At 55.0% G+C, this 22,964-nt stretch carries 20 protein-coding genes and 3 tRNA genes; 17 read left to right on the forward strand and 6 right to left on the reverse strand.

Features of this window, described 5'->3' with window-relative positions; translation table 11 throughout:
- Positions 1-200: 200 nt before the first annotated feature.
- Both OGX86_RS05065 and OGX86_RS05070 read right to left on the reverse strand, forming a co-directional pair.
- Positions 201-1,184, reverse strand: coding sequence for an alpha/beta hydrolase (locus OGX86_RS05065; protein ID WP_286639467.1), 984 nt, complete (start codon positions 1,182-1,184; stop codon positions 201-203).
- A gap of 345 nt (positions 1,185-1,529) precedes the next feature.
- Positions 1,530-1,605: transfer RNA gene (locus OGX86_RS05070), tRNA-Asn, on the reverse strand.
- Between the two features lie 326 nt (positions 1,606-1,931).
- Here OGX86_RS05070 and nac point away from each other — a divergent pair.
- Together nac and cbl are read left to right on the forward strand one after the other, a co-directional pair.
- On the forward strand, positions 1,932-2,849 hold the full coding sequence (gene nac, locus OGX86_RS05075; RefSeq protein WP_048226927.1) for a nitrogen assimilation transcriptional regulator NAC: 918 nt from the start codon (positions 1,932-1,934) through the stop codon (positions 2,847-2,849).
- A gap of 101 nt (positions 2,850-2,950) precedes the next feature.
- Positions 2,951-3,901, forward strand: coding sequence for an HTH-type transcriptional regulator Cbl (gene cbl, locus OGX86_RS05080; protein ID WP_048226925.1), 951 nt, complete (start codon positions 2,951-2,953; stop codon positions 3,899-3,901).
- 617 nt (positions 3,902-4,518) lie between these two features.
- On the opposite strand, the gene OGX86_RS05085 is transcribed toward cbl, so the two are convergent.
- A tRNA-Asn gene (locus OGX86_RS05085) sits at positions 4,519-4,594 on the reverse strand.
- 99 nt (positions 4,595-4,693) lie between these two features.
- Positions 4,694-6,181: an EmmdR/YeeO family multidrug/toxin efflux MATE transporter gene (locus OGX86_RS05090; protein WP_286639470.1), complete on the reverse strand. Its 1,488-nt coding sequence runs from the start codon at positions 6,179-6,181 to the stop codon at positions 4,694-4,696.
- 160 nt (positions 6,182-6,341) lie between these two features.
- Between OGX86_RS05090 and OGX86_RS05095 the strand changes: the two genes are divergently transcribed.
- Positions 6,342-6,417, forward strand: a tRNA-Asn gene (locus OGX86_RS05095).
- A gap of 82 nt (positions 6,418-6,499) precedes the next feature.
- Here the strand turns inward: OGX86_RS05095 and paaZ are convergent.
- On the reverse strand, positions 6,500-8,545 hold the full coding sequence (gene paaZ / locus OGX86_RS05100; RefSeq protein WP_258885641.1) for a phenylacetic acid degradation bifunctional protein PaaZ: 2,046 nt from the start codon (positions 8,543-8,545) through the stop codon (positions 6,500-6,502).
- 285 nt (positions 8,546-8,830) lie between these two features.
- Here paaZ and paaA point away from each other — a divergent pair, with 285 nt between their 5' ends.
- The 13 genes from paaA (at position 8,831) to paaY (ending at position 20,046) form a co-directional block, all read left to right on the forward strand.
- Positions 8,831-9,760 carry a 1,2-phenylacetyl-CoA epoxidase subunit PaaA gene (gene paaA / locus OGX86_RS05105; protein ID WP_032942998.1) on the forward strand — a complete coding sequence of 310 codons (930 nt, stop codon included), beginning with the start codon at positions 8,831-8,833 and terminating at the stop codon, positions 9,758-9,760.
- A gap of 10 nt (positions 9,761-9,770) precedes the next feature.
- Positions 9,771-10,058, forward strand: coding sequence for a 1,2-phenylacetyl-CoA epoxidase subunit PaaB (gene paaB / locus OGX86_RS05110; protein WP_032943000.1), 288 nt, complete (start codon positions 9,771-9,773; stop codon positions 10,056-10,058).
- A 7-nt stretch (positions 10,059-10,065) separates the two neighbouring features.
- Complete coding sequence (gene paaC, locus OGX86_RS05115; protein ID WP_071692449.1) at positions 10,066-10,821, forward strand: 1,2-phenylacetyl-CoA epoxidase subunit PaaC; 756 nt, start codon at positions 10,066-10,068, stop codon at positions 10,819-10,821.
- A gap of 12 nt (positions 10,822-10,833) precedes the next feature.
- Complete coding sequence (gene paaD, locus OGX86_RS05120; RefSeq protein ID WP_048226912.1) at positions 10,834-11,331, forward strand: 1,2-phenylacetyl-CoA epoxidase subunit PaaD; 498 nt, start codon at positions 10,834-10,836, stop codon at positions 11,329-11,331.
- A 7-nt stretch (positions 11,332-11,338) separates the two neighbouring features.
- Positions 11,339-12,409 (forward strand): 1,2-phenylacetyl-CoA epoxidase subunit PaaE, encoded by a 1,071-nt coding sequence (paaE, locus tag OGX86_RS05125; RefSeq protein ID WP_128317058.1) that lies wholly within the window; start codon positions 11,339-11,341, stop codon positions 12,407-12,409.
- On the forward strand, positions 12,406-13,173 hold the full coding sequence (gene paaF / locus OGX86_RS05130) for a 2,3-dehydroadipyl-CoA hydratase PaaF (RefSeq protein WP_286639476.1): 768 nt from the start codon (positions 12,406-12,408) through the stop codon (positions 13,171-13,173). The genes paaE and paaF overlap by 4 nt, the downstream gene beginning before the upstream one ends.
- 2 nt (positions 13,174-13,175) lie before the next feature.
- Entirely contained in the window at positions 13,176-13,964 is a 789-nt protein-coding gene (paaG, locus tag OGX86_RS05135; protein WP_071444749.1) for a 2-(1,2-epoxy-1,2-dihydrophenyl)acetyl-CoA isomerase PaaG, read from the forward strand.
- Positions 13,965-13,967: 3 nt separating this feature from the next.
- Entirely contained in the window at positions 13,968-15,386 is a 1,419-nt protein-coding gene (locus tag OGX86_RS05140; RefSeq protein WP_286639478.1) for a 3-hydroxyacyl-CoA dehydrogenase, read from the forward strand.
- Entirely contained in the window at positions 15,379-15,801 is a 423-nt protein-coding gene (gene paaI, locus OGX86_RS05145) for a hydroxyphenylacetyl-CoA thioesterase PaaI (protein WP_003832239.1), read from the forward strand. The genes OGX86_RS05140 and paaI overlap by 8 nt, the downstream gene beginning before the upstream one ends.
- Entirely contained in the window at positions 15,801-17,006 is a 1,206-nt protein-coding gene (pcaF, locus tag OGX86_RS05150) for a 3-oxoadipyl-CoA thiolase (protein ID WP_048214430.1), read from the forward strand. The genes paaI and pcaF overlap by 1 nt, the downstream gene beginning before the upstream one ends.
- A 28-nt stretch (positions 17,007-17,034) precedes the next feature.
- On the forward strand, positions 17,035-18,354 hold the full coding sequence (paaK, locus tag OGX86_RS05155) for a phenylacetate--CoA ligase PaaK (protein WP_003832244.1): 1,320 nt from the start codon (positions 17,035-17,037) through the stop codon (positions 18,352-18,354).
- Positions 18,355-18,511: 157 nt separating this feature from the next.
- Positions 18,512-19,438 (forward strand): phenylacetic acid degradation operon negative regulatory protein PaaX, encoded by a 927-nt coding sequence (gene paaX / locus OGX86_RS05160; protein WP_286640170.1) that lies wholly within the window; start codon positions 18,512-18,514, stop codon positions 19,436-19,438.
- 11 nt (positions 19,439-19,449) lie between these two features.
- A complete protein-coding gene (paaY, locus tag OGX86_RS05165; RefSeq protein WP_286639480.1) occupies positions 19,450-20,046 on the forward strand; it encodes a phenylacetic acid degradation protein PaaY in 597 nt (198 codons plus the stop codon).
- A 22-nt stretch (positions 20,047-20,068) separates the two neighbouring features.
- Here paaY and fhuE read toward each other — a convergent pair whose 3' ends face one another.
- Positions 20,069-22,255 carry a ferric-rhodotorulic acid/ferric-coprogen receptor FhuE gene (gene fhuE / locus OGX86_RS05170; RefSeq protein ID WP_286639482.1) on the reverse strand — a complete coding sequence of 729 codons (2,187 nt, stop codon included), beginning with the start codon at positions 22,253-22,255 and terminating at the stop codon, positions 20,069-20,071.
- Between the two features lie 349 nt (positions 22,256-22,604).
- On the opposite strand from fhuE, the gene hinT reads away from it, so the two are divergent.
- Entirely contained in the window at positions 22,605-22,964 is a 360-nt protein-coding gene (gene hinT, locus OGX86_RS05175) for a purine nucleoside phosphoramidase (RefSeq protein WP_003030826.1), read from the forward strand.

Raw genomic sequence — 22,964 nt, forward strand, 5'->3', positions numbered from 1 at the left:
AACTTCTTAATGCGTTGTTATTTATAAAAATGTAATGAGGTGGATATCGGATGGGGAAGGGGAGTCTGCTCCCGGCATGTGACAGTTGGAATGACATCTGGCCATGTCTGCTGTGAGCATGGAGCAGACGAATGCTTTAAAGCATACTGAATTCTTTAAAAGTAAACCGTTTTGGGAGGACACTGAGAGCAGAGCAGCTGTTACTTTTCGGGAAAAGGTGAGTTGCGGATCAGGAAATGCTCAATCGAGTCGATTAAACCGGGAGCTAAGGGGAGCGCGGGTTCAGCGTATGTCGCGATATTCGCTTTGCGATCGTCCGAAGTCACCTCTTTCATAACATGGTTCATATTGGGCAGTATAATCAGGGACGCTTGAGGATTCGCGGCCTTAAGCAGTCTTGCATCCGTTTCTTCCACCTGGAGATCGCGTTGCCCTTGTAGCACTAACACGGGTTTGGAAATACTCGAAATGAGTTGACCCGGATTATATGAAAACGCATTGATCAAAAACCCCTGAACAGCAGGATTAAAGATACTTTGCAGTGCTGGGTGAATATTCGTAATATCGACTCGCTGCTGATGCTCCAGAGCATCAATTATCGGCAGCGCCTGCTTTAATAGAATTTCATTTTCCGGATTAGCGTTAAGTTGCCCCCTCAACACCTCGCCCATCGGCCTCCCAGGCGTTGCGATAAGAACCACACCGCACACATTCTCTTCTTGAGCCGAGGCAAGTGCGACTACGCCCCCTTCGCTGTGTCCTAAAACCCAAACACAGGGAGTGTGCATGTGACGTCTAAGCACGTCTACCCAGGATCGAATGTCGTCAACATAGTCAGCAATCGTCACCGTATTGGCATCGTCTACGGCCATTGCGCTAGCGAACATTCCACGTTTGTCGATACGAAGCGTCGCAAAACCTTTGGCAGCCAGGCCTTCAGCAAGAAGTCGGTAAGGCGATGCATTCACACCAAGCGGGTTGTTTCCATCCCGATCGGTTGGCCCGGAGCCAGGAACGATAAGAACAACGGCTGTTGGTTTTGAATTCGGGGTGAGTAACGTGCCTTTCAAAGGGCCTTTTGGCCCTGCGGCATCCAGGACAGTTTCGGAAAAGGTCACCGGTACTGCCGCCAGACTCACAAATGGGCAAGCGCCCAAAAGGGCAATTGAGGCGGCAATATTCATTGGAGATGTTCCTGTAAAATTCAGCGTATCCGTCAATTTATATTATAAATATGGCCTGCTCTCCATTGATTACTATATCAGCGGCGATAGAAAACGCCGCTGCTGGCACAGAACGGAGGTACTGGGTGAGTTTAAAGTCTGCAGTGAGCGAAGAGCGGACATCTCAACTCATTGTCGGTCCTGTCTATTGATATGGAAGCCCGGAACGGCAAGCGTCTGGAACAAATACCTGCGGCTATTATGAATGAAGTGTTGGCCAAACTAAGTTGAGGTTTTGATATGCGCAATGAGCAATGGCATAAAAGCAAAAAGCCTGCTTAGTTTCCTAAGCAGGCTTCTTAAATATGGCTCCTCTGACTGGACTCGAACCAGTGACATACGGATTAACAGTCCGCCGTTCTACCGACTGAACTACAGAGGAATCGTTTGAACGAGGCGCATATTAGCGAGGGTGGTGAGGCTTGTCAAAGGGGTAAATACATTTGTGTGTTCGTTTGCTGACAAAATCAGCAAAGAGGCGATCTTTCCGTCTTTTTATGCTTTTGCCCCATTCTGGTGCGTGTCTACCTCTTCCAGGGCAGACTGAATGAGATACTTAGGTGTGCAGAATGATCTTCCTTCGCTTTTACTCCTGAATTTATGCGGCTTTAACCGTAAAACACCGTTTTAGAAGAAAGTGGCAAGCATCTTGCAATCCTGAATTCAATGACTGCCAGCACGGGTTCTGGTATTCCGACAGGAGGCAAAATGAACTTCAGACGACTGAAATATTTCGTGAAAATCGTCGATATTGGTAGCCTGACCCAGGCAGCGGAAGTGTTGCACATTGCGCAACCCGCGCTGAGCCAGCAGGTCGCTACGCTGGAAGGTGAGCTGGATCAGCAATTGCTGATTCGTACCAAGCGTGGCGTCACGCCGACGGAAGCAGGAAAAGTGCTATATACCCACGCCCGGACGATTTTACGTCAGTGCGAACAGGCGCAACTTGCGGTTAATAACGTGGGCCAGACCTTGAGTGGACAGGTCTCTATCGGCCTTGCGCCGGGGACAGTCGCGTCATCCATTACCATGCCGTTATTACAGACGCTACGTGCCGAATTGCCTGATGTGCTGGTCTATTTGCATGAAAACAGTGGGGCAGTGCTGAATGACAAGCTGCTCAGCGGGCAATTAGATATGGCTGTGCTCTATGAGCGTTCTCCTGTGGCGGGCATCAGCAGTCAACCGTTGCTTAAAGAGGATCTGTACCTGGTCGGCACGCGTGAGTGTCCTGGCCAAAGCGTCGATTTAGCCGCAGTGGCGCAGATGAATTTGTTCTTGCCACGGGATTACAGCGCGGTTCGCCTGCGCGTGGATGAAGCTTTTTCGCTACGTCGCTTAACGGCTAAAGTGATTGGCGAAATTGAGTCTATCTCCACCCTAACGGCCGCCATTGCCAGTGGTATGGGTGTCACAGTGTTGCCTGAGTCGGCCGCCCGTTCATTATGCAATACGGCTAACGGCTGGATGGCGCGTATTACAACACCGTCGATGAATCTGCCATTATCGTTGAACGTATCCGCCAGAGGGAGCTTATCGCCCCAGGCGCAGGCCGTGAAGGAGATCCTGTTGTCGCTGGTCAGCCGTCCGGCGCTGGAAAATCGCGAGCTGCAGCTGGTCAGCTAAACCTTATTCCCGCAAGGAATAAGATGCAGGTTTTTATTATTTGTTATGCCGGGCATCAGACTTTAACAATAGCGTAATGTCTGATGTGCCCGGAGCGAAACGTGAATTTCCAGCAACTTAAAATAATCCGCGAGGCGGCCCGTCAGGATTACAACCTGACAGAGGTCGCGAATATACTGTACACCTCGCAGTCGGGCGTCAGCCGACACATTCGTGAACTTGAAGATGAACTTGGCATCGAGATTTTTATCCGTCGCGGTAAACGCCTGTTGGGCATGACCGAACCGGGTAAAGCCTTGCTGGTTATTGCCGAGCGTATTCTGAATGAGGCCAGTAATGTTCGTCGACTGGCGGATCTGTTTACCAATGACACGACCGGCGTTCTGACGATTGCCACCACGCATACCCAGGCACGCTATAGCTTGCCTGCGGTGATAAAAGCCTTTCGTGAGCTGTTCCCTGAGGTGCGTCTGGAACTTATTCAGGGCACGCCACAGGAGATTGATGTCCTGCTACAAAATGGCGGGGCAGATATCGGAATTGCCAGTGAGCGGCTGAGCAGCGATCCATTGTTGGTGGCTTTTCCCTGGTTTCGTTGGCACCACAGCCTGCTTGTTCCTCACGACCATCCATTAGTGAAAGCCTCTCCGCTCACGCTGGAGTCTATTGCTCACTGGCCGTTAATTACCTATCGTCAGGGGATTACAGGGCGTTCCCGCATCGATGAAGCATTTGCTCGCAAAGGGCTGATACCGGATATTATTCTCAGCGCCCAGGACTCGGATGTGATTAAAACTTACGTGTCGCTGGGGTTGGGGATTGGGCTGGTGGCAGAGCAATCCAGCGGCGAGCAGGAAGAGGGGACCTTAACCCGTCTGGATACCCGGCATTTGTTTGATGCAAATACCGTTTGGCTGGGGCTTAAACGCGGACAGCTGCAGCGCAACTACGTCTGGCGATTCATCGAGCTATGCAATGCAGGGTTATCCGTCGATGAAATTAAGCGTCAGGCGATGGAGCCAGATGAGGCGGTGATTGATTATCAGATTTAACTACAAAAGCCCGTGAGTAAACGGGCTTCCCTGACGTCGCTGAATAGCGGGTAGAAAGCTGCGTTACCTCAAGGTCTCCAGCCTCAGATCCTGCGTCGGCACCCGCGACAATATCGAACAAGACACCGCCCGTCCCGAATCCGCATAAATAAACTGAAATCCATTCTTCACCGAAAGAACATCTCGATTGGTAAACGTATAGAATTTATTACTCTGACTACGCCGGGCATCGGAAACATAAAAACTATTGTTTTCCCACAGCACGCTAACGTGCTGGAACAAATGAAATGTCACCTCCGCCCAGCCTCTGTCCGGGCAACGTAGCGTGACTTTCTCACCGGCTATTGTACTCAGTGGAATTACTAATAAAGCGGTTAGCGCTGCTTTCAGCAGTATCGGCATGGGCAAGTATGGGTCTCATTCTGATGTCGTTGCACGATAAGATACTTAACCATGACGTTAACGAATTGGATCACAGAGACATTTTGCATAAGCAGACGGACATTCTCCCGTCGGTAGTATGGAAAACCTGGTGTGGAATGAAGCGGTCTACCTGGCAAATGGGATCGCAGAAAAGCAAAAAGCCTGCTTAGTTTCCTAAGCAGGCTTCTTAAATATGGCTCCTCTGACTGGACTCGAACCAGTGACATACGGATTAACAGTCCGCCGTTCTACCGACTGAACTACAGAGGAATCGTTTGAACGAGGCGAATATTAGCGATGCCGCTCAGCGTTGTCAAAGCCTGAATGGATAAATGCGATCGTTTGCTGAAATATTCCCCATTTCGCCGCTTATTCAGACGCAACCGGTTGTTTTATGCACTTTTCGCGTTCGGGGCGCGGGTATTTCCACAGCCAGCGGCCGGTGACCATACGCCAGTAAAATAACGCGGCGCGTACGGCCCAGTCGAAGAACATGCCTAACCAAACGCCGACAACTCCCCATCCTAATACGATACCCAGGGTGTAACCCGCGACTACGCGGCAGCCCCACATGCCCAGCATCGATACCCACATAGCAAAACGTGCATCTCGCGCACCTTTAAAGCCTGCTGGTAACACCCAGGAGGCTGCCCATATCGGCATAAATGCTGCGTTGAGCCAAATCAGGATGACTATGACCTCTTTTACATCCTGAGCGTGGGTATAAAATGAGGCCATCACCCCGGCGAAAGGAGCGGTCAACCAGGCAATTGCCGTCAGGCCGATCGTCGACAGCCAGAATACATGCCGTAGCTGGATTTCAGCCTGGGCAATCTGGCCATTTCCCAGACGCCTGCCGGTAATGATCGTCGACGCGGAACCTAAAGCATTCCCCGGTAAGTTGATAAGCGCGGCGATAGAAAATGCAATAAAGTTCCCGGCGATAACGCTGGTTCCCATGCCTGAAACAAACATCTGCGTCAAAAGTTTACCGCCATTGAACAGCACTGACTCGATACTTGCCGGAATGCCGATCCCCATCACCTCCCAGATAATGGCGAGATTGAGTGGCTTAAAATAGCTTTTGAAGGGAATTCGCAGCGCGGGGTTAAAACCAATCATCAGTACCCAGATGATGGCAATCGCCCCGATGTAGCGCGAAATGGTCAGTCCCAGGCCTGCTCCCACAAATCCCAGACCTTGCCAGGAAAAGATCCCGTAAATCAGGATGCTACTGATGATGATATTCAGGATGTTCATGCCGCCGTTAATCAACAACGGTATTTTTGTATTTCCGGCTCCACGTAGTGCGCCACTGCCGATCAGCGCAATGGCTGCCGCCGGGTAGCTGAGCACCGTCAGCTCCAGATAGGTGAGTGCCAAAGCTTTAACGTCTGGCGTTGCTTCACCTGCGACAACGTCAATAATCTGTTGACCAAAATAGTGAATGACCGCTGCCAGCACGGTAGCAAAAATTGTCATGATCACCAGTGATTGTCTGGCCGCGGCTCTGGCCCGTCGACGATCTCGTTTACCGAGGCTAAATGCTACAACCACGGTGGTACCCAGATCGATGGCGGCGAAAAATGCCATGATGACCATATTAAAGCTGTCGGCGAGTCCAACCCCGGCCATCGCTTCTTTTCCCAACCAGCTGACCAGGAAGGTACTGAGAACACCCATCAATAGCACACAGGTGTTTTCCAGAAAAATGGGGACAGCCAGCGGAGTGATTTCGCGCCAAAAGAGAACCTTATAACACTTGCGTTTGGCATACCAGGGCGTGCGGGAAGCGACCTGGCGTAAGGCAGCGGAGACGTTCAAAGTGGACCTTAACGAAGAAAGTTGAAACCTCATTTCAAATGATGAGGGAGAATCAAAAAAGCTGCAAAGTTTTTTCTATTTAAAATGTCTGTAAATGCAACAAACTGTTGAGAGAAGCATCAATTGATTCGCATTCGAGGAAATGGGGTTTGACAAAATTTTTTTCGCCGCTAAGATAAGCCTCCACAACAATTCCTCTGTAGTTCAGTCGGTAGAACGGCGGACTGTTAATCCGTATGTCACTGGTTCGAGTCCAGTCAGAGGAGCCATATTTAAGAAGCCTGCTTAGGAAACTAAGCAGGCTTTTTGCTTTTTGTTTCAAGCCTAATCGAGCGAAGCTACACCGAAATCTTACGCCGGGAAATCCCCATGCTGACGCGCAACCAACGTCAGAATGGAATACAGCGCCACCGCCTGCTGGTGCTGATTAAAGATCTCCACCGACCACTCCACCACGCCGGTCGCTTTTTCTTCGGCATTGCGCTGACGTTTCACCGTTTTGCGTTTGCAGGTTAAACGCACCTGGATAGTGTCGCCCGGCTTAACCGGCTCGATAAAGCGCAGGTTTTCCATGCCATAGTTGGCAATCACCGGACCGACGCCCGCGTCAACAAACAGACCGGCTGCGGCGGAAATCAGGAAGTAACCGTGCACCACGCGCTCGCCGAAAATGGAATCGGCTGCTGCAATCTTGTCCATATGGGCGTAGAAGTGGTCACCGCTGAGGCAGGCAAAGTTAACGATATCCGCTTCGGTCAGTGTACGACGTGGCGTCAGCAGGCTGTCGCCCGGCTGGATCTCTTCGAAGTATTTACGGAACGGGTGAATACGATCTTCCTCCACCCGAGCGCCACGCACCCACTGTTGGCTTACCGCCGCGAGCATGGTTGGGCTGCCCTGAATGGCGGTGCGTTGCATGTAGTGTTTCACCGCGCGCAGACCGCCCAGCTCTTCACCGCCGCCTGCACGTCCAGGCCCGCCGTGGACCAACTGTGGCAGCGGAGAGCCGTGACCGGTCGATTCCGCCGAGGACTCTTCGTTCAGCACCTGAATACGCCCGTGGGCGCGGGCCGCACCGAGGACAAACTCTCGCGCCAGTTCGCCGCTCGCCGTCACCAGCGTTCCTGCCAGACTGCCTTCACCGGCGCGCGCCAGCGTCATGGCATGCCCGGTATTTTGATACGGCATCAGCGTGGCGACCGGACCAAAGGCTTCAATTGCATGTACCGCGGCAATTTCATCCGGCTGCGGACAAAACAGCAGCGTTGGCGGGAAGAAAGCCCCAGCCGTGCTCAGATCTGCTTTTCCGCCCAGCAGCACCTCACACCCGGCTTCAACCAGACGATTCACATTATCCTGTACGTCCTGACGCTGATCGTTATTCACCAGCGACCCCATCTTCACGCCTTCCTGCGCCGGATCGCCCACTACCACTTTTTGCAGACGGGTAATCAGCGCCTCGCTGACTGCTTTCACCTGCGACTGTGGCACGATAATGCGGCGGATAGCGGTACATTTCTGCCCGGCTTTGGTCGTCATCTCGCGCACTACTTCACGTACAAACAATGCAAACTCAGGCTGTTCTGGGGTGACGTCATCACCCAGCACGCAGCAGTTGAGTGAATCCGCTTCCATGGTGAATGGAACCGATTTAGCCACCAGGTTGGGGTGCACGCGCAACTGCTGCCCGGTATGAGCAGAACCGGTAAAGGTCACCACATCCTGGCTGTCGAGGTGATCGAGCAGGTCGCCCGCGCCGCCACAGATAAGGCTAATTGCGCCGTTCGGTACCAGGCCACTGTCGATAATCGCTTTCACCATTGCCTGAGTGAGCTGCGCGGTGGCGGTTGCAGGTTTGATAATGGCTGGCATCCCGGCAAGCCAGGTTGGCGCCAGCTTCTCTAGCATACCCCAGCAGGGGAAGTTAAAGGCGTTGATATGCACCGCAACACCGGATTTGGAGGTCAGCACGTGGCGTGCGGCAAAACCGCCCTGTTTGGACAGCGGGATCAGTTCGTCTTCCGGCCACAGCGTATCGTCCGGCAGCTCGCGGCCACCGAGACTGGCATAAGTGAAAAGCGTGCCAATGCCGCCTTCGATATCGACCCAGCTGTCACCGCGCGTTGCTCCGGTTTGCGCGGATATGGCATAGAAATCGGCTTTCAGTTCCATTAAATGCTTCGCCACCGCTTTTAGCATCGCGCTGCGCTCAATAAAACTCATTGCCTGTAACGCTTTGCCGCCGTGCTCAATAGCAAAGCGGCGCGCCTGCGCCATATCCAGTCCAACGCTTGTCACTTCCCAAAGCGCTTCACCGGTAAGGGCGTGGTGGATGGTGCGGGTGCGGCCCCGGCCTGTCTGCCAGGCACCGGATAAATAACTGGCTAACTGCTGCATCGTTAATCTCCAGATGTGTTCCGTAATGTCTCTTTAAATAGTTCTTTTATGAATCACAAAATGCAAGCGAGATTTTAATAATTTATTAACAATGAGATCGCGAACACTTTACCTTAATTGGTTATCTATCTGTTATTAATGGATAAACAAAAACCATTTGCGACAAGTATCGCAAAACCAGCAAACAAAATTTGTGGTTTTATTTAACCAAGATGTAACTTTTATAAAACAAAATGATTCACAAATATTGATTTGTTGAAATTATCGGAATCATAAGGTGATGACGTGACAGAAGAACAACGCTTTGACCAGCGCATCGCGCAGGAAACGGCCATCGAGCCGCAGGACTGGATGCCGGACGCATACCGTAAGACGCTGATCCGCCAGATTGGCCAGCATGCGCACTCGGAAATTGTCGGCATGTTACCGGAAGGCAACTGGATAACCCGCGCACCCACGCTGCGGCGTAAGGCCATTCTGCTCGCAAAAGTACAGGACGAGGCCGGACACGGCCTGTACCTCTACAGCGCGGCGGAAACACTGGGCTGCGCGCGTGAAGATCTGTACCAGAAGATGCTCGACGGCCAGATGAAATACTCCTCCATCTTCAACTACCCAACCCTCAGCTGGGCGGATATCGGTGTGATCGGCTGGCTGGTCGATGGCGCGGCGATTGTTAACCAGGTGGCGCTGTGTCGTACCTCCTACGGCCCGTATGCCAGGGCGATGGTCAAAATCTGCAAAGAAGAGAGCTTCCATCAGCGTCAGGGCTTCGAAGCGTGTATGGCGCTGGCTACTGGTAGCGAGGAACAGCGTCAGATGCTGCAGGACGCCATCAACCGTTTCTGGTGGCCTGCGTTGATGATGTTTGGCCCGAACGACGACAACTCACCGAACAGTGCCCGCAGTATGGCGTGGAAAATCAAACTGCACTCCAACGACGAACTGCGTCAGCGCTTTGTTGATAACACGGTCCCGCAGGTAGAAATTCTCGGTATGACCGTGCCGGACGCCGACCTACAGCTTGATGAAGCGACGGGGAAATATCGATTCGGTGAGATCGACTGGCAGGAATTTAATGAGGTCATCAACGGTCGTGGTGTCTGCAACCACGAACGTCTGGGCGCAAAGCGTAAGGCCTGGGAAGAAGGGGCATGGGTGCGCGAGGCCGCACTGGCGCACGCCGAAAAGCAACAGGCCCGCGACGCGGCGTAAGGAGAGAGTCATGAGCAAAACATACTGGCCGTTATACGAAGTTTTTGTCCGCAGCAAACAAGGGTTATCGCACCGTCACGTTGGCAGTCTGCATGCCGCCGATGACCAGATGGCGCTGGAAAATGCCCGCGATGCCTATACACGCCGCAGCGAAGGCTGCTCCATCTGGGTGGTGAAAGCCAGCGAAATTGTTGCGTCACAGCCGGAAGAACGCGGTGAGTTTTTTGACCCGGCGGAGAGCAAAGTCTATCGCCATCCCACGTTCTACACCGTGCCGGACGGCATGGAACATATGTGAGGCAACGATGAATAACCTGAATCCCGTTGCAACCTATGCCCTGCGTCTGGGCGATAACGGCCTGGTGCTGGCTCAGCGTCTGGGTGCCTGGTGCGGTCATGCGCCGGAGCTGGAGATTGATCTGGCGCTGGCTAACATCGGCCTCGACCTGCTGGGGCAGGCGCGCAACTTCCTCAGCTACGCCGCCGAACTGGCGGGTAGCGGCGACGAAGACACACTGGCTTTTGGTCGTGACGAGCGTCAGTTCCGCAATCTGTTGCTGGTGGAACAGCCTAACGGCAACTTTGCCGACACGATCGCTCGCCAGTTCTTTATCGACGTCTGGCATGTGGCGCTATTCACTCGTTTGGTTAACAGCCGCGATAAGCAGATTGCCGCTATCGCTGCCAAAGGACTGAAAGAAGTTCGTTATCACCTGCGCTTCAGCCGCGGCTGGCTGGAGCGGCTGGGGAATGGTACTGACTACTCCGCGCAACTGATGCAGCAGGCGGTCAACAACCTGTGGCGCTTCACCGGTGAACTGTTTATGGCCGACGAGCTGGACATCAGCCTGAGCGAGCAGGGCATCGCCGTTGACCCGCGCGAATTAGAAGCTGAATGGCAGACCACGGTGCACACCGCGCTGCTCGATGCGGGTCTGCAAATCCCTGAAGAAGCGGCGTTCCGTCGCGGCGGCAAGCAGGGGCTGCACAGCGAACATCTCGGCCCGATGCTGGCAGAGATGCAGTATTTACCGCGGTCGTATCCCGGCCAGCAGTGGTAACAGGAGGTGGCTATGCAACGTCTCGCCGCAATCGCACCCCCGGAGGTGCGTACCGTCTGGGGATTGCTAAGCGCCATTCCAGACCCGGAAGTCCCGGTGTTGACCATTACCGACCTCGGCATGGTGCGCCGCGTTGAGCGTCACGGCGACGGCTGGGTGATTGGCTTTACGCCAACCTACTCGGGTTGCCCGGCCACCGAGCATCTGCTGGGGGACATTCGGGCGGTGATGGCGGAGCACGGCTATACGCCAGTACATATCGTCCTGCAGCTTGACCCACCGTGGACCACTGACTGGATGAGCCCGGACGCCCGCGAACGCCTGCGCCAGTATGGTATCAGCCCGCCGCAGGCCCACGCCTGCCATGCCGAAATGCCAACTGACGTACAGTGCCCGCGCTGCGCCAGCACCCATACCTCGCTGATTAGCGAATTCGGATCCACGGCCTGTAAAGCGTTGTATCGCTGCGACAGCTGCCGTGAACCCTTTGATTACTTTAAATGTATTTGAGGTTGCGATGACAACATTTCATTCGCTTACCGTGGTCAACGTCGAAGCGGAAACGCACGATGCGGTGACCATCACTTTCACCATTCCCGACGAGCTGCGTAATGATTACGCCTTCCGACCGGGCCAGCATTTGACGCTGAAAGCTCACCTCGGTGGAGAAGAGCTGCGTCGTTGTTACTCCATTTGTCGCAGCCGCTCGCCGTCGGAAATTAGCGTCGCGGTTAAAGCTATCGACGGTGGGCGTTTCTCCCGCTATGCCCAGCAGGATATCCAGCAGGGTATGGCGCTGGAGGTGATGGTGCCGCAAGGGCACTTCGGCTACCAGCCGCAGGCCGAGCGCGAAGCCCAATATCTGGCGATTGCCGCCGGGTCCGGCATTACGCCGATGATGGCGATTATTGAAGCGACGCTGACGATCGAACCGGCCAGCCAGTTCACGCTGATCTACGGCAACCGCAGCAGCCACAGCATGATGTTCCGTCAGGCGCTGGCCGATCTGAAAGACCGCTATCCGCAGCGTTTACAGGTGGTGCACTTGTTCAGTCAGGAGGCGATGGACAGCGATCTGCTACAGGGTCGTATTGACGGCGACAAACTGCGTGCGCTGGGCAAAAACCTGCTCGATTTCAGCCGCTTTGACGACGCCTTTATCTGTGGCCCATCGGCAATGATGGATGAAGCTGAAGTGGCACTGCGCGAACTGGGCATAGCGGAAAAATCTATTCACCTTGAGCGTTTCAATACGCCGGGGACCAGCGTGAAACGCGCCACCGGCGTGCAGGCGGAAGGCCGCACGGTCACCCTTCGTCAGGATGGGCGCGATCGCCTGATTTCACTGAATGCGGAAGATGACAGCATTCTCGACGCTGCGCTGCGCCAGGGCGCTGACCTGCCGTTCGCCTGTAAAGGCGGCGTGTGCGCCACCTGCAAATGCAAGGTGGTCAGCGGCGAGGTGGCGATGGCCGCCAACTACAGCCTTGAAGCCGATGAACTGGCGGCGGGCTATGTGCTGAGCTGCCAGGCGCTGCCAACCAGCGGTGACGTAGTGGTCGACTTCGATGCGCGGGGGATGGCATGAGCGAACTGCTGATTTCCCGTCACGACCGTGTACTGCAACTGACCCTGAACCGTCCGCAGGCGCGTAACGCCCTGAACAATGCGCTGCTAACGCAGATTGCTGACGCGCTGGAAAGCGCGGCGGCGGACGCCAGCATCAGCGTTTGCGTGATTGGCGGCAACCCGCGCTATTTCGCCGCCGGGGCCGATCTTAATGAAATGGCGGAAAAAGATCTGCCCGCCACTTTCGACGATATTCGCCCACGCCTGTGGGCACGTATTGATGCCTTCAACAAGCCGCTGATCGCGGTGGTTAACGGTTACGCGCTGGGCGCGGGCTGCGAGCTGGCGCTGCTGTGCGACCTGGTGATTGCCGGGGATAACGCGCGTTTTGGTCTGCCGGAGATTACTCTCGGCACCATGCCGGGTGCGGGCGGTACGCAGCGGCTTATCCGTTGTGTTGGCAAAGCGCTGGCCAGCCGAATGGTGCTGAGCGGTGAAAGCATTGATGCAGAACGAGCGCAACAGGCCGGGCTGGTGAGTGACATTCACCCGGCGAACCTCTCCGATGAATACGCGCTCAAGCTGGCGGCGACCATCGCCCGTCACTCACCGCTGGCGCTGCGGGCGGCAAAACAGTCTCTACGCGCTTCGCAAGAAGTGGGTCTCCAGGCCGGTCTGGTGCAGGAACGTCAGCTGTTTACGCTGCTGAGCGGCACCGAAGATCGTTGTGAAGGCGTCAGAGCCTTTTTAGAAAAACGCACACCGGAATTTAAAGGACGCTAATCGTGGACGCATTTATTCTCAGCGAAGTGGAGCAGGGCGTGATGACTATCACCCTGAACCGCCCGGACCGACTCAACAGCTTTAACGACGTGATGCACCAGCAGCTTGCCGACTGCCTGAAACAGGCCGAGCGCGACGACACCATTCGTTGCCTGCTGATCACCGGCGCCGGACGCGGATTTTGCGCCGGACAGGATCTGAACGACCGTAACGTTGACCCGAGCGGCCCCGCGCCGGATCTGGGCATGTCGGTGGAACGCTTCTACAACCCGCTGGTGCGCCGCTTAGCCGCGCTGCCGAAGCCGGTTATCTGCGCCGTCAACGGCGTTGCCGCTGGTGCCGGTGCCACACTGGCCTTGGGCTGCGACATCGTCCTCGCCGCGCGCTCGGCGAAGTTTGTCATGGCCTTCAGCAAGCTCGGTCTGGTGCCGGACTGCGGCGGAAGCTGGGTGCTGCCGCGCGTAGCCGGTCGCGCTCGTGCTGTGGGTTTGCTGATGCTTGGCGATAACCTCAGCGCCGAACAGGCCGCGCAGTGGGGCATGATCTGGCAAGTGGTCGACGATGCCGAGTTGAAAGATACCGCGTTGACCATGGCGCGCCATTTCGCGACGCAGCCGACCTATGGCCTGGGGCTGATTAAGAAAGCCTTGCAGCTTTCCGAAACCAACACGCTGGATCAGCAGCTTGAGCTTGAGCGCGACTACCAGCGCATGGCCGGTCGCAGCGACGACTATCGCGAAGGGGTCAGCGCCTTTCTCGGCAAACGCCCACCACAGTTCAGCGGGAAATAAGCCATGACGCAAACTCTTCATCGCGTTGCCGTGATCGGTGGCGGAACAATGGGTGCAGGCATTGCCGAAGTGGCTGCCAGCGCCGGACATTCGGTCCTGCTGTATGACATTTCCACTGAGGCGATTACTCGCGCCATTGAGGGTATTCGCCAGCGACTCGACGTTCGTGTTGGTCGTGGAAAAATCAGCGCGGAACAGGCCAGTGAATTACTGGCACGGATCGCCCCCGCGACTGAACTGAATCAGCTTGCCGATGCACAACTGGTGATTGAAGCCGCTTCCGAGCAGCTGGAAATTAAAAAAGCGCTGTTCAGTCAGTTGGCGGAGATCTGTTTGCCGTCAACGCTGCTGACCAGTAATACCTCGTCGATCTCAATTACCGCAATTGCGGCGGGAGTGAAGCATCCGGAACGTGTGGCGGGGCTGCATTTCTTTAACCCTGCACCGGTGATGAAACTGGTGGAAGTGGTGAGCGGCCTTGCCACCTCAACTGAGGTAGTCGAGCTGCTTTGCCAGTGCGTAATCGCCTGGAGCAAGCAGCCGGTGCGCTGCCGCTCAACGCCGGGTTTTATCGTCAACCGCGTGGCGCGTCCGTACTACGCTGAAGCCTGGCGCGCGCTGGAAGAACAGGTTGCGCCAGCGGAAGTGATTGATGCGGCGCTGCGTGATGGCGGCGGCTTCCCGATGGGACCGCTGGCGCTGACCGACTTGATTGGTCAGGACGTCAACTTTGCCGTGACCTGTTCGGTGTTTAACGCCTTCTGGCAGGACCGCCGTTTTCTACCGTCTTTGCTGCAACAGGAGCTCGCTCTGGCGGGGCGTCTGGGAAAGAAGAGCGGCCACGGCGTCTATCGCTGGCCTGCTGAAGTATCGCCTGAACTGGCTGTTGCAGCGGTAGCGCCTGAAAATGCAGCAAAAAATATCAAGAGTGACGTTGTCACTGAACTGGATGATGTGCTGCTCCTTGAAACTACCGGTGAAACCGCGCTGGCCTTAAGCGTGCAGCACCAGCGCCCGGTGGTGGTGTATGACCATGCTGCGGGCGACACCGTCGTGCTGGCAAGCGCACCAACCAACCCGGCTTTAGCCACCGACAAAGCGGTGTACTACTTCCAGCAGCAGGGCAAAAAAGTGCTGCGTATTGCCGACTACCCAGGGCTGCTGGTATGGCGCACGGTAGCGATGCTGGCGAACGAAGCGCTGGATACGCTACAAAAAGGAGTCGCCAGCGCCGAGGATATCGATGCCGCCATGCGCTTGGGGGTCAACTACCCGCACGGGCCGCTGGCCTGGGGCGAATCGCTCGGCTGGGGACGTGTGCTTCGTCTGCTGGAAAATCTACAACAGCACTACGGCGAAGAACGCTATCGCCCGAGTGCGCTGCTGCGCCAGAAAGCGCTGATGGAGATGCGTCATGAGTAACGAAGCCTGGCGCAACGCCCGCGCCATGTATGTGAAAGACACCTGCGCGCAGGCGCTGGGGATTGAAATTATTGAGATGGACGACGGTTATTCGCAGATGACTATGACCGTGTCGCCGTCGCAACTGAATGGCCATCAGACCTGTCACGGCGGGCAACTGTTTTCACTGGCGGATACTGCCTTTGCTTACGCCTGCAACAGTCAGGGACTGGCGGCAGTAGCCTCAGCGGCCAGTATCGACTTTCTGCGTCCGGCCTTTGCAGGTGACAAACTGACCGCCACCGCGCGGGTCAAGCAGCAAGGCAAACTCACTGGCGTTTACGACATTGAAATTGTCAATCAGCAACACAAAACCGTGGCTCTGTTTCGCGGCAAATCCCACCGCATCGGTGGCACGATTACAGGAGAAGTCTAATGCGTGACGCATTTATTTGTGACGGTATTCGTACCCCGATTGGTCGCTACGGCGGGGCGCTGGCAGGCGTGCGTGCCGACGATCTGGCGGCCATCCCGTTGCGTGAATTACTCAACCGCAACCCACGCCTGGATCCTAGCGCTATTGACGATGTGATCTTCGGTTGCGCCAACCAGGCGGGCGAGGATAACCGCAACGTGGCGCATATGGCGACCCTGCTGGCGGGTTATCCGCACAGCGTTGCCGGCACGACCATCAACCGTCTGTGCGGCTCAGGGCTTGATGCAATCGGCTTCGCTGCTCGCACGATCAAAGCCGGTGATGCCGACCTGCTGATCGCTGGTGGTGTTGAGTCAATGTCACGCGCGCCGTTTGTAATGGGCAAAGCCACCGCGCCGTTTCAGCGTCAGGCCGAGATGTTTGATACCACCATTGGCTGGCGTTTTGTGAACCCGCTCATGCAGCAACAATTCGGAACTGACAGCATGCCGGAAACGGCGGAGAATGTAGCTGAATTGTTAAATATAAGCCGAGAGGACCAGGACGCCTTTGCGTATCGCAGCCAGCAGCGCACGGCGAAAGCCCAGCGTGACGGCATTCTGGCGCAGGAAATTGTGCCGGTACAAATCATTGGCAAGAAAGGGGCAGTTAGCGCAGTACGTGAAGATGAACATCCGCGTGCAGAAACCACGCTGGAGCAACTCGCACAACTGAAAACACCGTTTCGTAAGAACGGCGTGGTTACCGCAGGCAATGCCTCTGGGGTGAACGACGGCGCGGCAGCAATGATCGTAGCCAGCGAGCAACACATAAAGGCCCAGGGACTAACGCCGCGTGCACGCATTGTCGCGATGGCGACGGCGGGCGTGGAGCCGAAGTTTATGGGGCTTGGGCCAGTTCCTGCGGTACGAAAAGTGCTGGAGCGCGCCGGGCTGAATATCAACGATATGGATGTGATTGAGCTGAATGAAGCCTTTGCCGCCCAGGCGTTGGGGGTGATGAGACAGCTTGGACTGGCAGATGACGCAGAACACGTGAATCCCAATGGGGGGGCTATCGCTTTAGGTCACCCGCTGGGGATGAGCGGTGTGCGGTTAGCGCTGGCCGCAACGCTGGAGCTGGAACGACGCAATGGACGTTATGCGCTGTGTACGATGTGTATTGGCGTGGGTCAGGGCATTGCCATGATCCTTGAGCGAGTGTGAGCTAATTGACCTGCGAGTGCCCTACAAAATGACAACGACAACAACAAAATTAGATCCGATTGAAACCGCATCGCGTGACGAATTACAGGCTTTGCAAACCGAGCGCCTGAAATGGACGTTAAAACACGCCTATGAAAATGTCCCGATGTACCGCCGTAAGTTCGACGCGGCGGGGGTTCACCCGGATGATTTCCGTGAGCTGAGCGATCTGAGCAAGTTTCCCTGCACCACCAAGCAGGACCTGCGTGACAACTATCCCTTCGACACCTTCGCGGTACCGATGGAGCAGGTGGTGCGTATCCATGCATCATCCGGCACCACGGGTAAACCGACGGTGGTGGGCTATACGCAAAATGATATCGATACCTGGGCTAACATCGTCGCCCGCTCGCTGCGTGCCGCAGGCGGTACCGCGAAAGATAAAATCCACGTCGCTTATGGCTATGGCCTTTTCACCGGCGGACTGGGCGCGCACTACGGCGCGGAACGCCTGGGGGCAACGGTTATCCCGATGTCCGGCGGTCAAACCGAGAAACAGGCGCAGCTGATTCGCGATTTCAAACCTGACATGATTATGGTCACGCCATCCTACTGTCTGAACCTGATTGAAGAGCTGGAGCGCCAGATGGGCGGTGACGCGCGGGGTTGTTCGCTGCGTACCGGTGTCTTTGGCGCAGAGCCGTGGACAACGGGGATGCGCGCGGAGATCGAACGTCGCCTGGGTATTACGGCGCTGGATATTTATGGCCTCTCGGAAGTGATGGGGCCGGGCGTGGCGATGGAGTGCATCGAAACGGGTGATGGTCCGACAATATGGGAGGATCATTTCTTCCCGGAAGTGGTCAATCCGGATGACGGTACGCCACTGGCCGACGGCGAGCACGGCGAACTGCTGTTCACCACGCTGACGAAAGAAGCGCTACCGGTCATTCGTTATCGTACCCGCGACCTGACGCGCCTGCTGCCGGGTACCGCGCGCACGATGCGTCGTATGGATCGCATTAGCGGGCGCAGCGACGATATGCTGATTATTCGCGGCGTCAACGTCTTCCCATCGCAGGTGGAAGAAGAGATCCTCAAGATTGAACATCTGGCTCCGCATTACCAGTTGGAAGTGGATCGCCGAGGACATCTTGATTCGCTTTCGGTACGCGTGGAGCTTAAAGAGAGTAGCCTGGTGCTAAGCCATGAGCAGCGCTGCCAGATTTGCCATCATTTGCGTCATCGTATTAAGTCGATGGTCGGTATTTCAACGGACGTAAGCATTGTTAACTGCGGCAGCATCCCGCGCTCAGAAGGAAAGGCGTGTCGGGTGTTCGACCTGCGCAAAGTTGCCGCCAACGGCTAAGCCTCGTAGGCCTGATAAGCGCAGCGCCATCAGGCGAGAGCGCACAAGTTGCCGGATGGCGGCGTTGCCTTATCCGGCCTACAAATTCCTGCCATACCGCGGAAATTTTCCTGTGCTATGATTCAAAAAGGACAAAAAAGACAACAGTATGAATCATATGGAAAAACTCGGTAGTTTTATTCAGCAGGCGGTAACCGCAATGCCGGTCAGCGGCACCTCGCTTATCGCCTCGCTTTACGGGGACTGTTTATCGCAACGCGGTGGAGAAGTCTGGCTCGGTAGCGTTGCCGCGCTGCTGGAAGGGCTTGGCTTCGGTGAACGTTTTGTACGTACCGCGCTGTTTCGCCTTAATAAAGAAGAATGGCTGGACGTAGTACGTATCGGCCGTCGCAGTTTCTACCGCCTGAGTGATAAAGGGCTACGCTTGACGCGCCGCGCCGAGAGCAAAATCTACCGTGCCAACGCCCCTGAGTGGGACGGTACCTGGCTGCTGCTGCTGTCGGAGGGGCTGGAGAAAAATACCCTGGCCGAAGTTAAAAAGCAGCTGTTATGGCAAGGTTTTGGCGTACTGGCGCCGAGTCTGCTGGCGTCGCCATCGCAAAAGCTGGCGGACGTACAGTCGCTGCTCCATGAAGCTGGGGTGGCGGAAAACGTCATCGTTTTTGAGGCGCATTCGCCGTTGGCACTCTCCCGCGCTGCGCTGCGTGAGCGGGTAGAAGGGTGCTGGCACTTAACCGAACAAAATGCCATGTACGAGGCGTTTATCACGCTGTTCCGTCCGTTGTTACCGCTACTGCGTGACGCCGGGCCGGACGAACTTACGCCAGAGCGCTGCTTCCAGATCCGCCTGTTGCTCATTCACTTCTATCGTCGGGTTGTGCTCAAAGATCCGCTGCTGCCGGAAGAATTGTTGCCTGCTCACTGGCTGGGTCAGACGGCGCGTCAGCTGTGCATTAATATTTATCAACGTGTTGCGCCCGGCGCCCAGGTTTTCGTCAGTGAAAAAGGCGAAAGCTCGGTAGGCGAACTCCCTGCGCCGGGGCCGCTCTATTATCAGCGTTTTGGGGGATTGCCCGAAGCGTAACAGGAGAAGCCATGCCGATTTACCAGATAGACGGGATGACCCCGGTTGTTCCGACGGAAAGCTACGTTCACCCCACCGCCGTGCTGATTGGCGATGTGATCCTCGGTAAAGGGGTTTACGTCGGGCCGAACGCCAGCCTGCGCGGCGATTTTGGCCGTATCGTGGTGAAAGATGGGGCCAACATTCAGGATAACTGCGTGATGCACGGTTTTCCCGGTCAGGACACCGTCGTGGAAGAAGACGGGCATATCGGCCACGGGGCGATCCTGCACGGCTGCGTGATTGGCCGTAATGCGCTGGTTGGCATGAGCGCGGTGATTATCGACGGCGCGACCATTGGTGAAAACAGTATTGTTGGCGCATGCGCGTTCGTGAAGGCGCGTGCCGAAATGCCTGCCAATCATTTGATTATCGGCAGCCCGGCAAAGGCGATTCGTACCTTAACCGAGCAGGAGCTTGAGTGGAAAAAGCAGGGCACTCGCGAGTATCAGGTGCTGGTGGGGCGCTGTCAGCAGACGCTTGCAGAAGTGGAGCCGCTGACTGCGGTAGAACCCGACAGAAAGCGGCTGGAGTTTGATGAGAATTTGCAACCTAAGTCAGCGAGTTAGCGATTCTACGCAATACCCGGTGTCAGAACTGGTAGCTGGCGGTAACGCTGACGTTGCGCGGCTCACCATAAACGATAGAACCGTCGATATTCGTGTCGTAGGTTTTATCGAATAGGTTATTAAGGTTACCCTGCACTGAGAAGTTTTTTGTTACCTGGTAGCGGGTAAACAAATCTACCAGGGCGTAGCTTCCCTGTTCCGCGCGGAATGTGCCATAAGGCGTGACCGTATCGCTGTAAACACGATTCTGCCAGTTAACTCCACCGCCAACGGTCAGTTCCGGCATGGCTGTCAGGCGATAACGGGTAAACAGTTTGACCGTGGTCCGCGGCAGGTTTGGGTTTACTGCATTGCCTTCGTTGTCTTCTGCAACATAGCGTGTCGCACCAAACGTCATCTGCCAGTTATCGGTGATCGCACCGTTAATCTCGAATTCGACCCCTTTACTGACCGTACCATCCATCGCTTTAAAGGCCGTGTCGCCATTGCTACCGGCGATTGGCACGCCGGTTGATTGCGCTACGTTATCCTGTTCGATGCGGAACACCGCGAGCGTGGTGGTTAAACGGCTGTTCATCCAGTCGGACTTCAGACCAAGCTCATAGTTGTTGCCGGTGATCGGAGAGAGATATTTACCGGAACTGTCGTGCTTGTTCTGCGGCTGGAAGATTGAGGTATAGCTGGCGTAGGTAGACCAGTTATCGTCAATGTCATAGACCAGACCCGCATACGGCGTGGTGTGGTTTTGCTCCATGCTGTAGGTCAGGGTGTCGATACGCCAGTTGGTGTAACGTGCGCCAACAATCAAATGCAGTGGGTCGGCCAGCGAAATACGCGTTGCGGCGTACAGCGATTTCATGTGCGTGGTATCGTCCTGAGCCAATGACTGCGGGTTCCAGTTGGTTTCAGGGAAGTTACCATCATAGGTATAGAAGCTGCCGATTTCGTTGGGGAAAACGTTCGCCCACGAGCTTTCATAACGGTTATTCTGTTTACTGTAGCTGCCGCCCAGCATCAGATTATGCTGACGACCAAACAGATCGTAACCGCCGTCGGCAAATAGATCGACAGCATCCACTTTACGTTTGCCGCTGTTCCAGCCAGTTCCTCCGACGTAGTCATATCCCGGACCATAGTTGCCATATGGGCCAATCAGCGTGCCGTCGGCCTTATTAACATAGGCATCGACGTACATCATTTTACTGTCGAACTTGACCTCGGAGTGGGTGGCGTTCATGGTCGCCTGCCAGGTATCGGCAAAACGCTGTTTGATGGTGACAAACACTTTGTTGAAGTCTTTATCGTTGTAAGCCCAGTCCGGCGCAGTGCTGCGCGAACGGTCGTAGCTGTTTTTACTGCCATCGGTATTCCAGCGCGGCAATCCACCCCAGGTTGGGCTGTTGATATCAATGCGCTGATATTCATAGCCCGCAGACAGGCTGGTGGTGTCACCCAAATCGGCATCGACAATCCCGGAGAAGAACATTTTTTCGCTATTGTAGCGATCAAGCCAGGAGTCGTTATTCTGGTAACCCGCCACGATGCGACCGCGCACGTTGCCGTCTGCCGTAAGCGGGCTTTGCAGATCGGTCACATAGCGTTGTTTGTTCCAACTGCCATATTCCGCTGAAACATTACCGGTGAACTCGCGGCTGGTGGCATGCTTACGGATCATGTTAATGGAGGCTGAAGGGTTACCCGTCCCGGTCATTAGCCCGTTTGCGCCACGGACCACTTCGACACGCTCAAAAAGGGCGGTGTCAGAAAGGGCGTCACCGAGATTCCAGCGGGATTCAAAATAGGTCGGGATCCCATCGACCATATAGTTATCAATCTGAAATCCGCGCGAGTAATAGCTGCTGCGATCTGAATCCGCCTGGCTTTTGCTTATCCCCAACGTGTTGTCCATCACATCACCCAGCGTTTGCAATTGCTGATCTTCCATGCGTTGCTGGCTGACAATGCTGACCGATTGCGGAATATCGCGCTGTGTCATTTGCATTTTTGTGCCAGCGGTCGTTGATTTAACGCTGTAATCTTGCTCCTCACTGGATGCCGAAGGAGCAGAACCTTCCACGATCACTGTCTCTTCTGCAGGGGCTGCGAGGCTGGTGGAAGGTAAAATGGCTAGCGTGATGCATGCTGCCAGCAAAGAAGGGGCAAGCCCCGGTTGGCGTTGAACATTCCCGTTGAGTGTTGTGAAAGACATCGAAAAGTCCTTGATAATTATTAATATTAAGTTCGAATCACCGGTAGTTGTTATGAACCCTTTGGTTGTAAACTATTAAATGCGTATGTAAATACAAATGCGAAATATACGCATTAGCAATTAATGTGTAAACAGATGCTACGACATAAATGAAATATTGTTTCAGTACTATGCTTGAGCAATAGCGCAGGAAAATGGTTATAAGAGCAGCACTGACTGAGGTTTTCGCTTAAAAAATCGAGGGTTAAAGTTGAAAGAGCGTGAGGAACTCGCTCATACTCTATACTCGCAGAGTTACCCGGCGTAGCATGGCAAAACGCTTGGGCTGTTAATGAAAAAGGAAAACGTCGTGGCAGAAGAAACTATATTCAGCAAAATTATTCGTCGTGAGATTCCGTCGGATATCGTATACCAGGATGAACTGGTCACTGCGTTTCGTGATATTTCCCCTCAGGCACCAACGCATATCCTGATCATTCCTAACATTCTGATCCCAACTGTCAACGATGTGACGGCGGAACATGAACAGGCATTGGGCCGCATGATCACCGTTGCGGCGAAAATTGCTGAGCAGGAAGGCATTGCTGCAGATGGGTACCGCTTAATCATGAACACCAACCGCCACGGGGGGCAGGAGGTGTATCACATTCATATGCACCTGCTGGGTGGACGTGCGCTTGGCCCAATGCTTGCGCATAAAGGTCTGTAA

Source organism: Citrobacter sp. Cpo040 (assembly GCF_030332915.1).
In the GTDB taxonomy this organism is placed as follows: Bacteria; Pseudomonadota; Gammaproteobacteria; order Enterobacterales; family Enterobacteriaceae; genus Citrobacter; species Citrobacter portucalensis.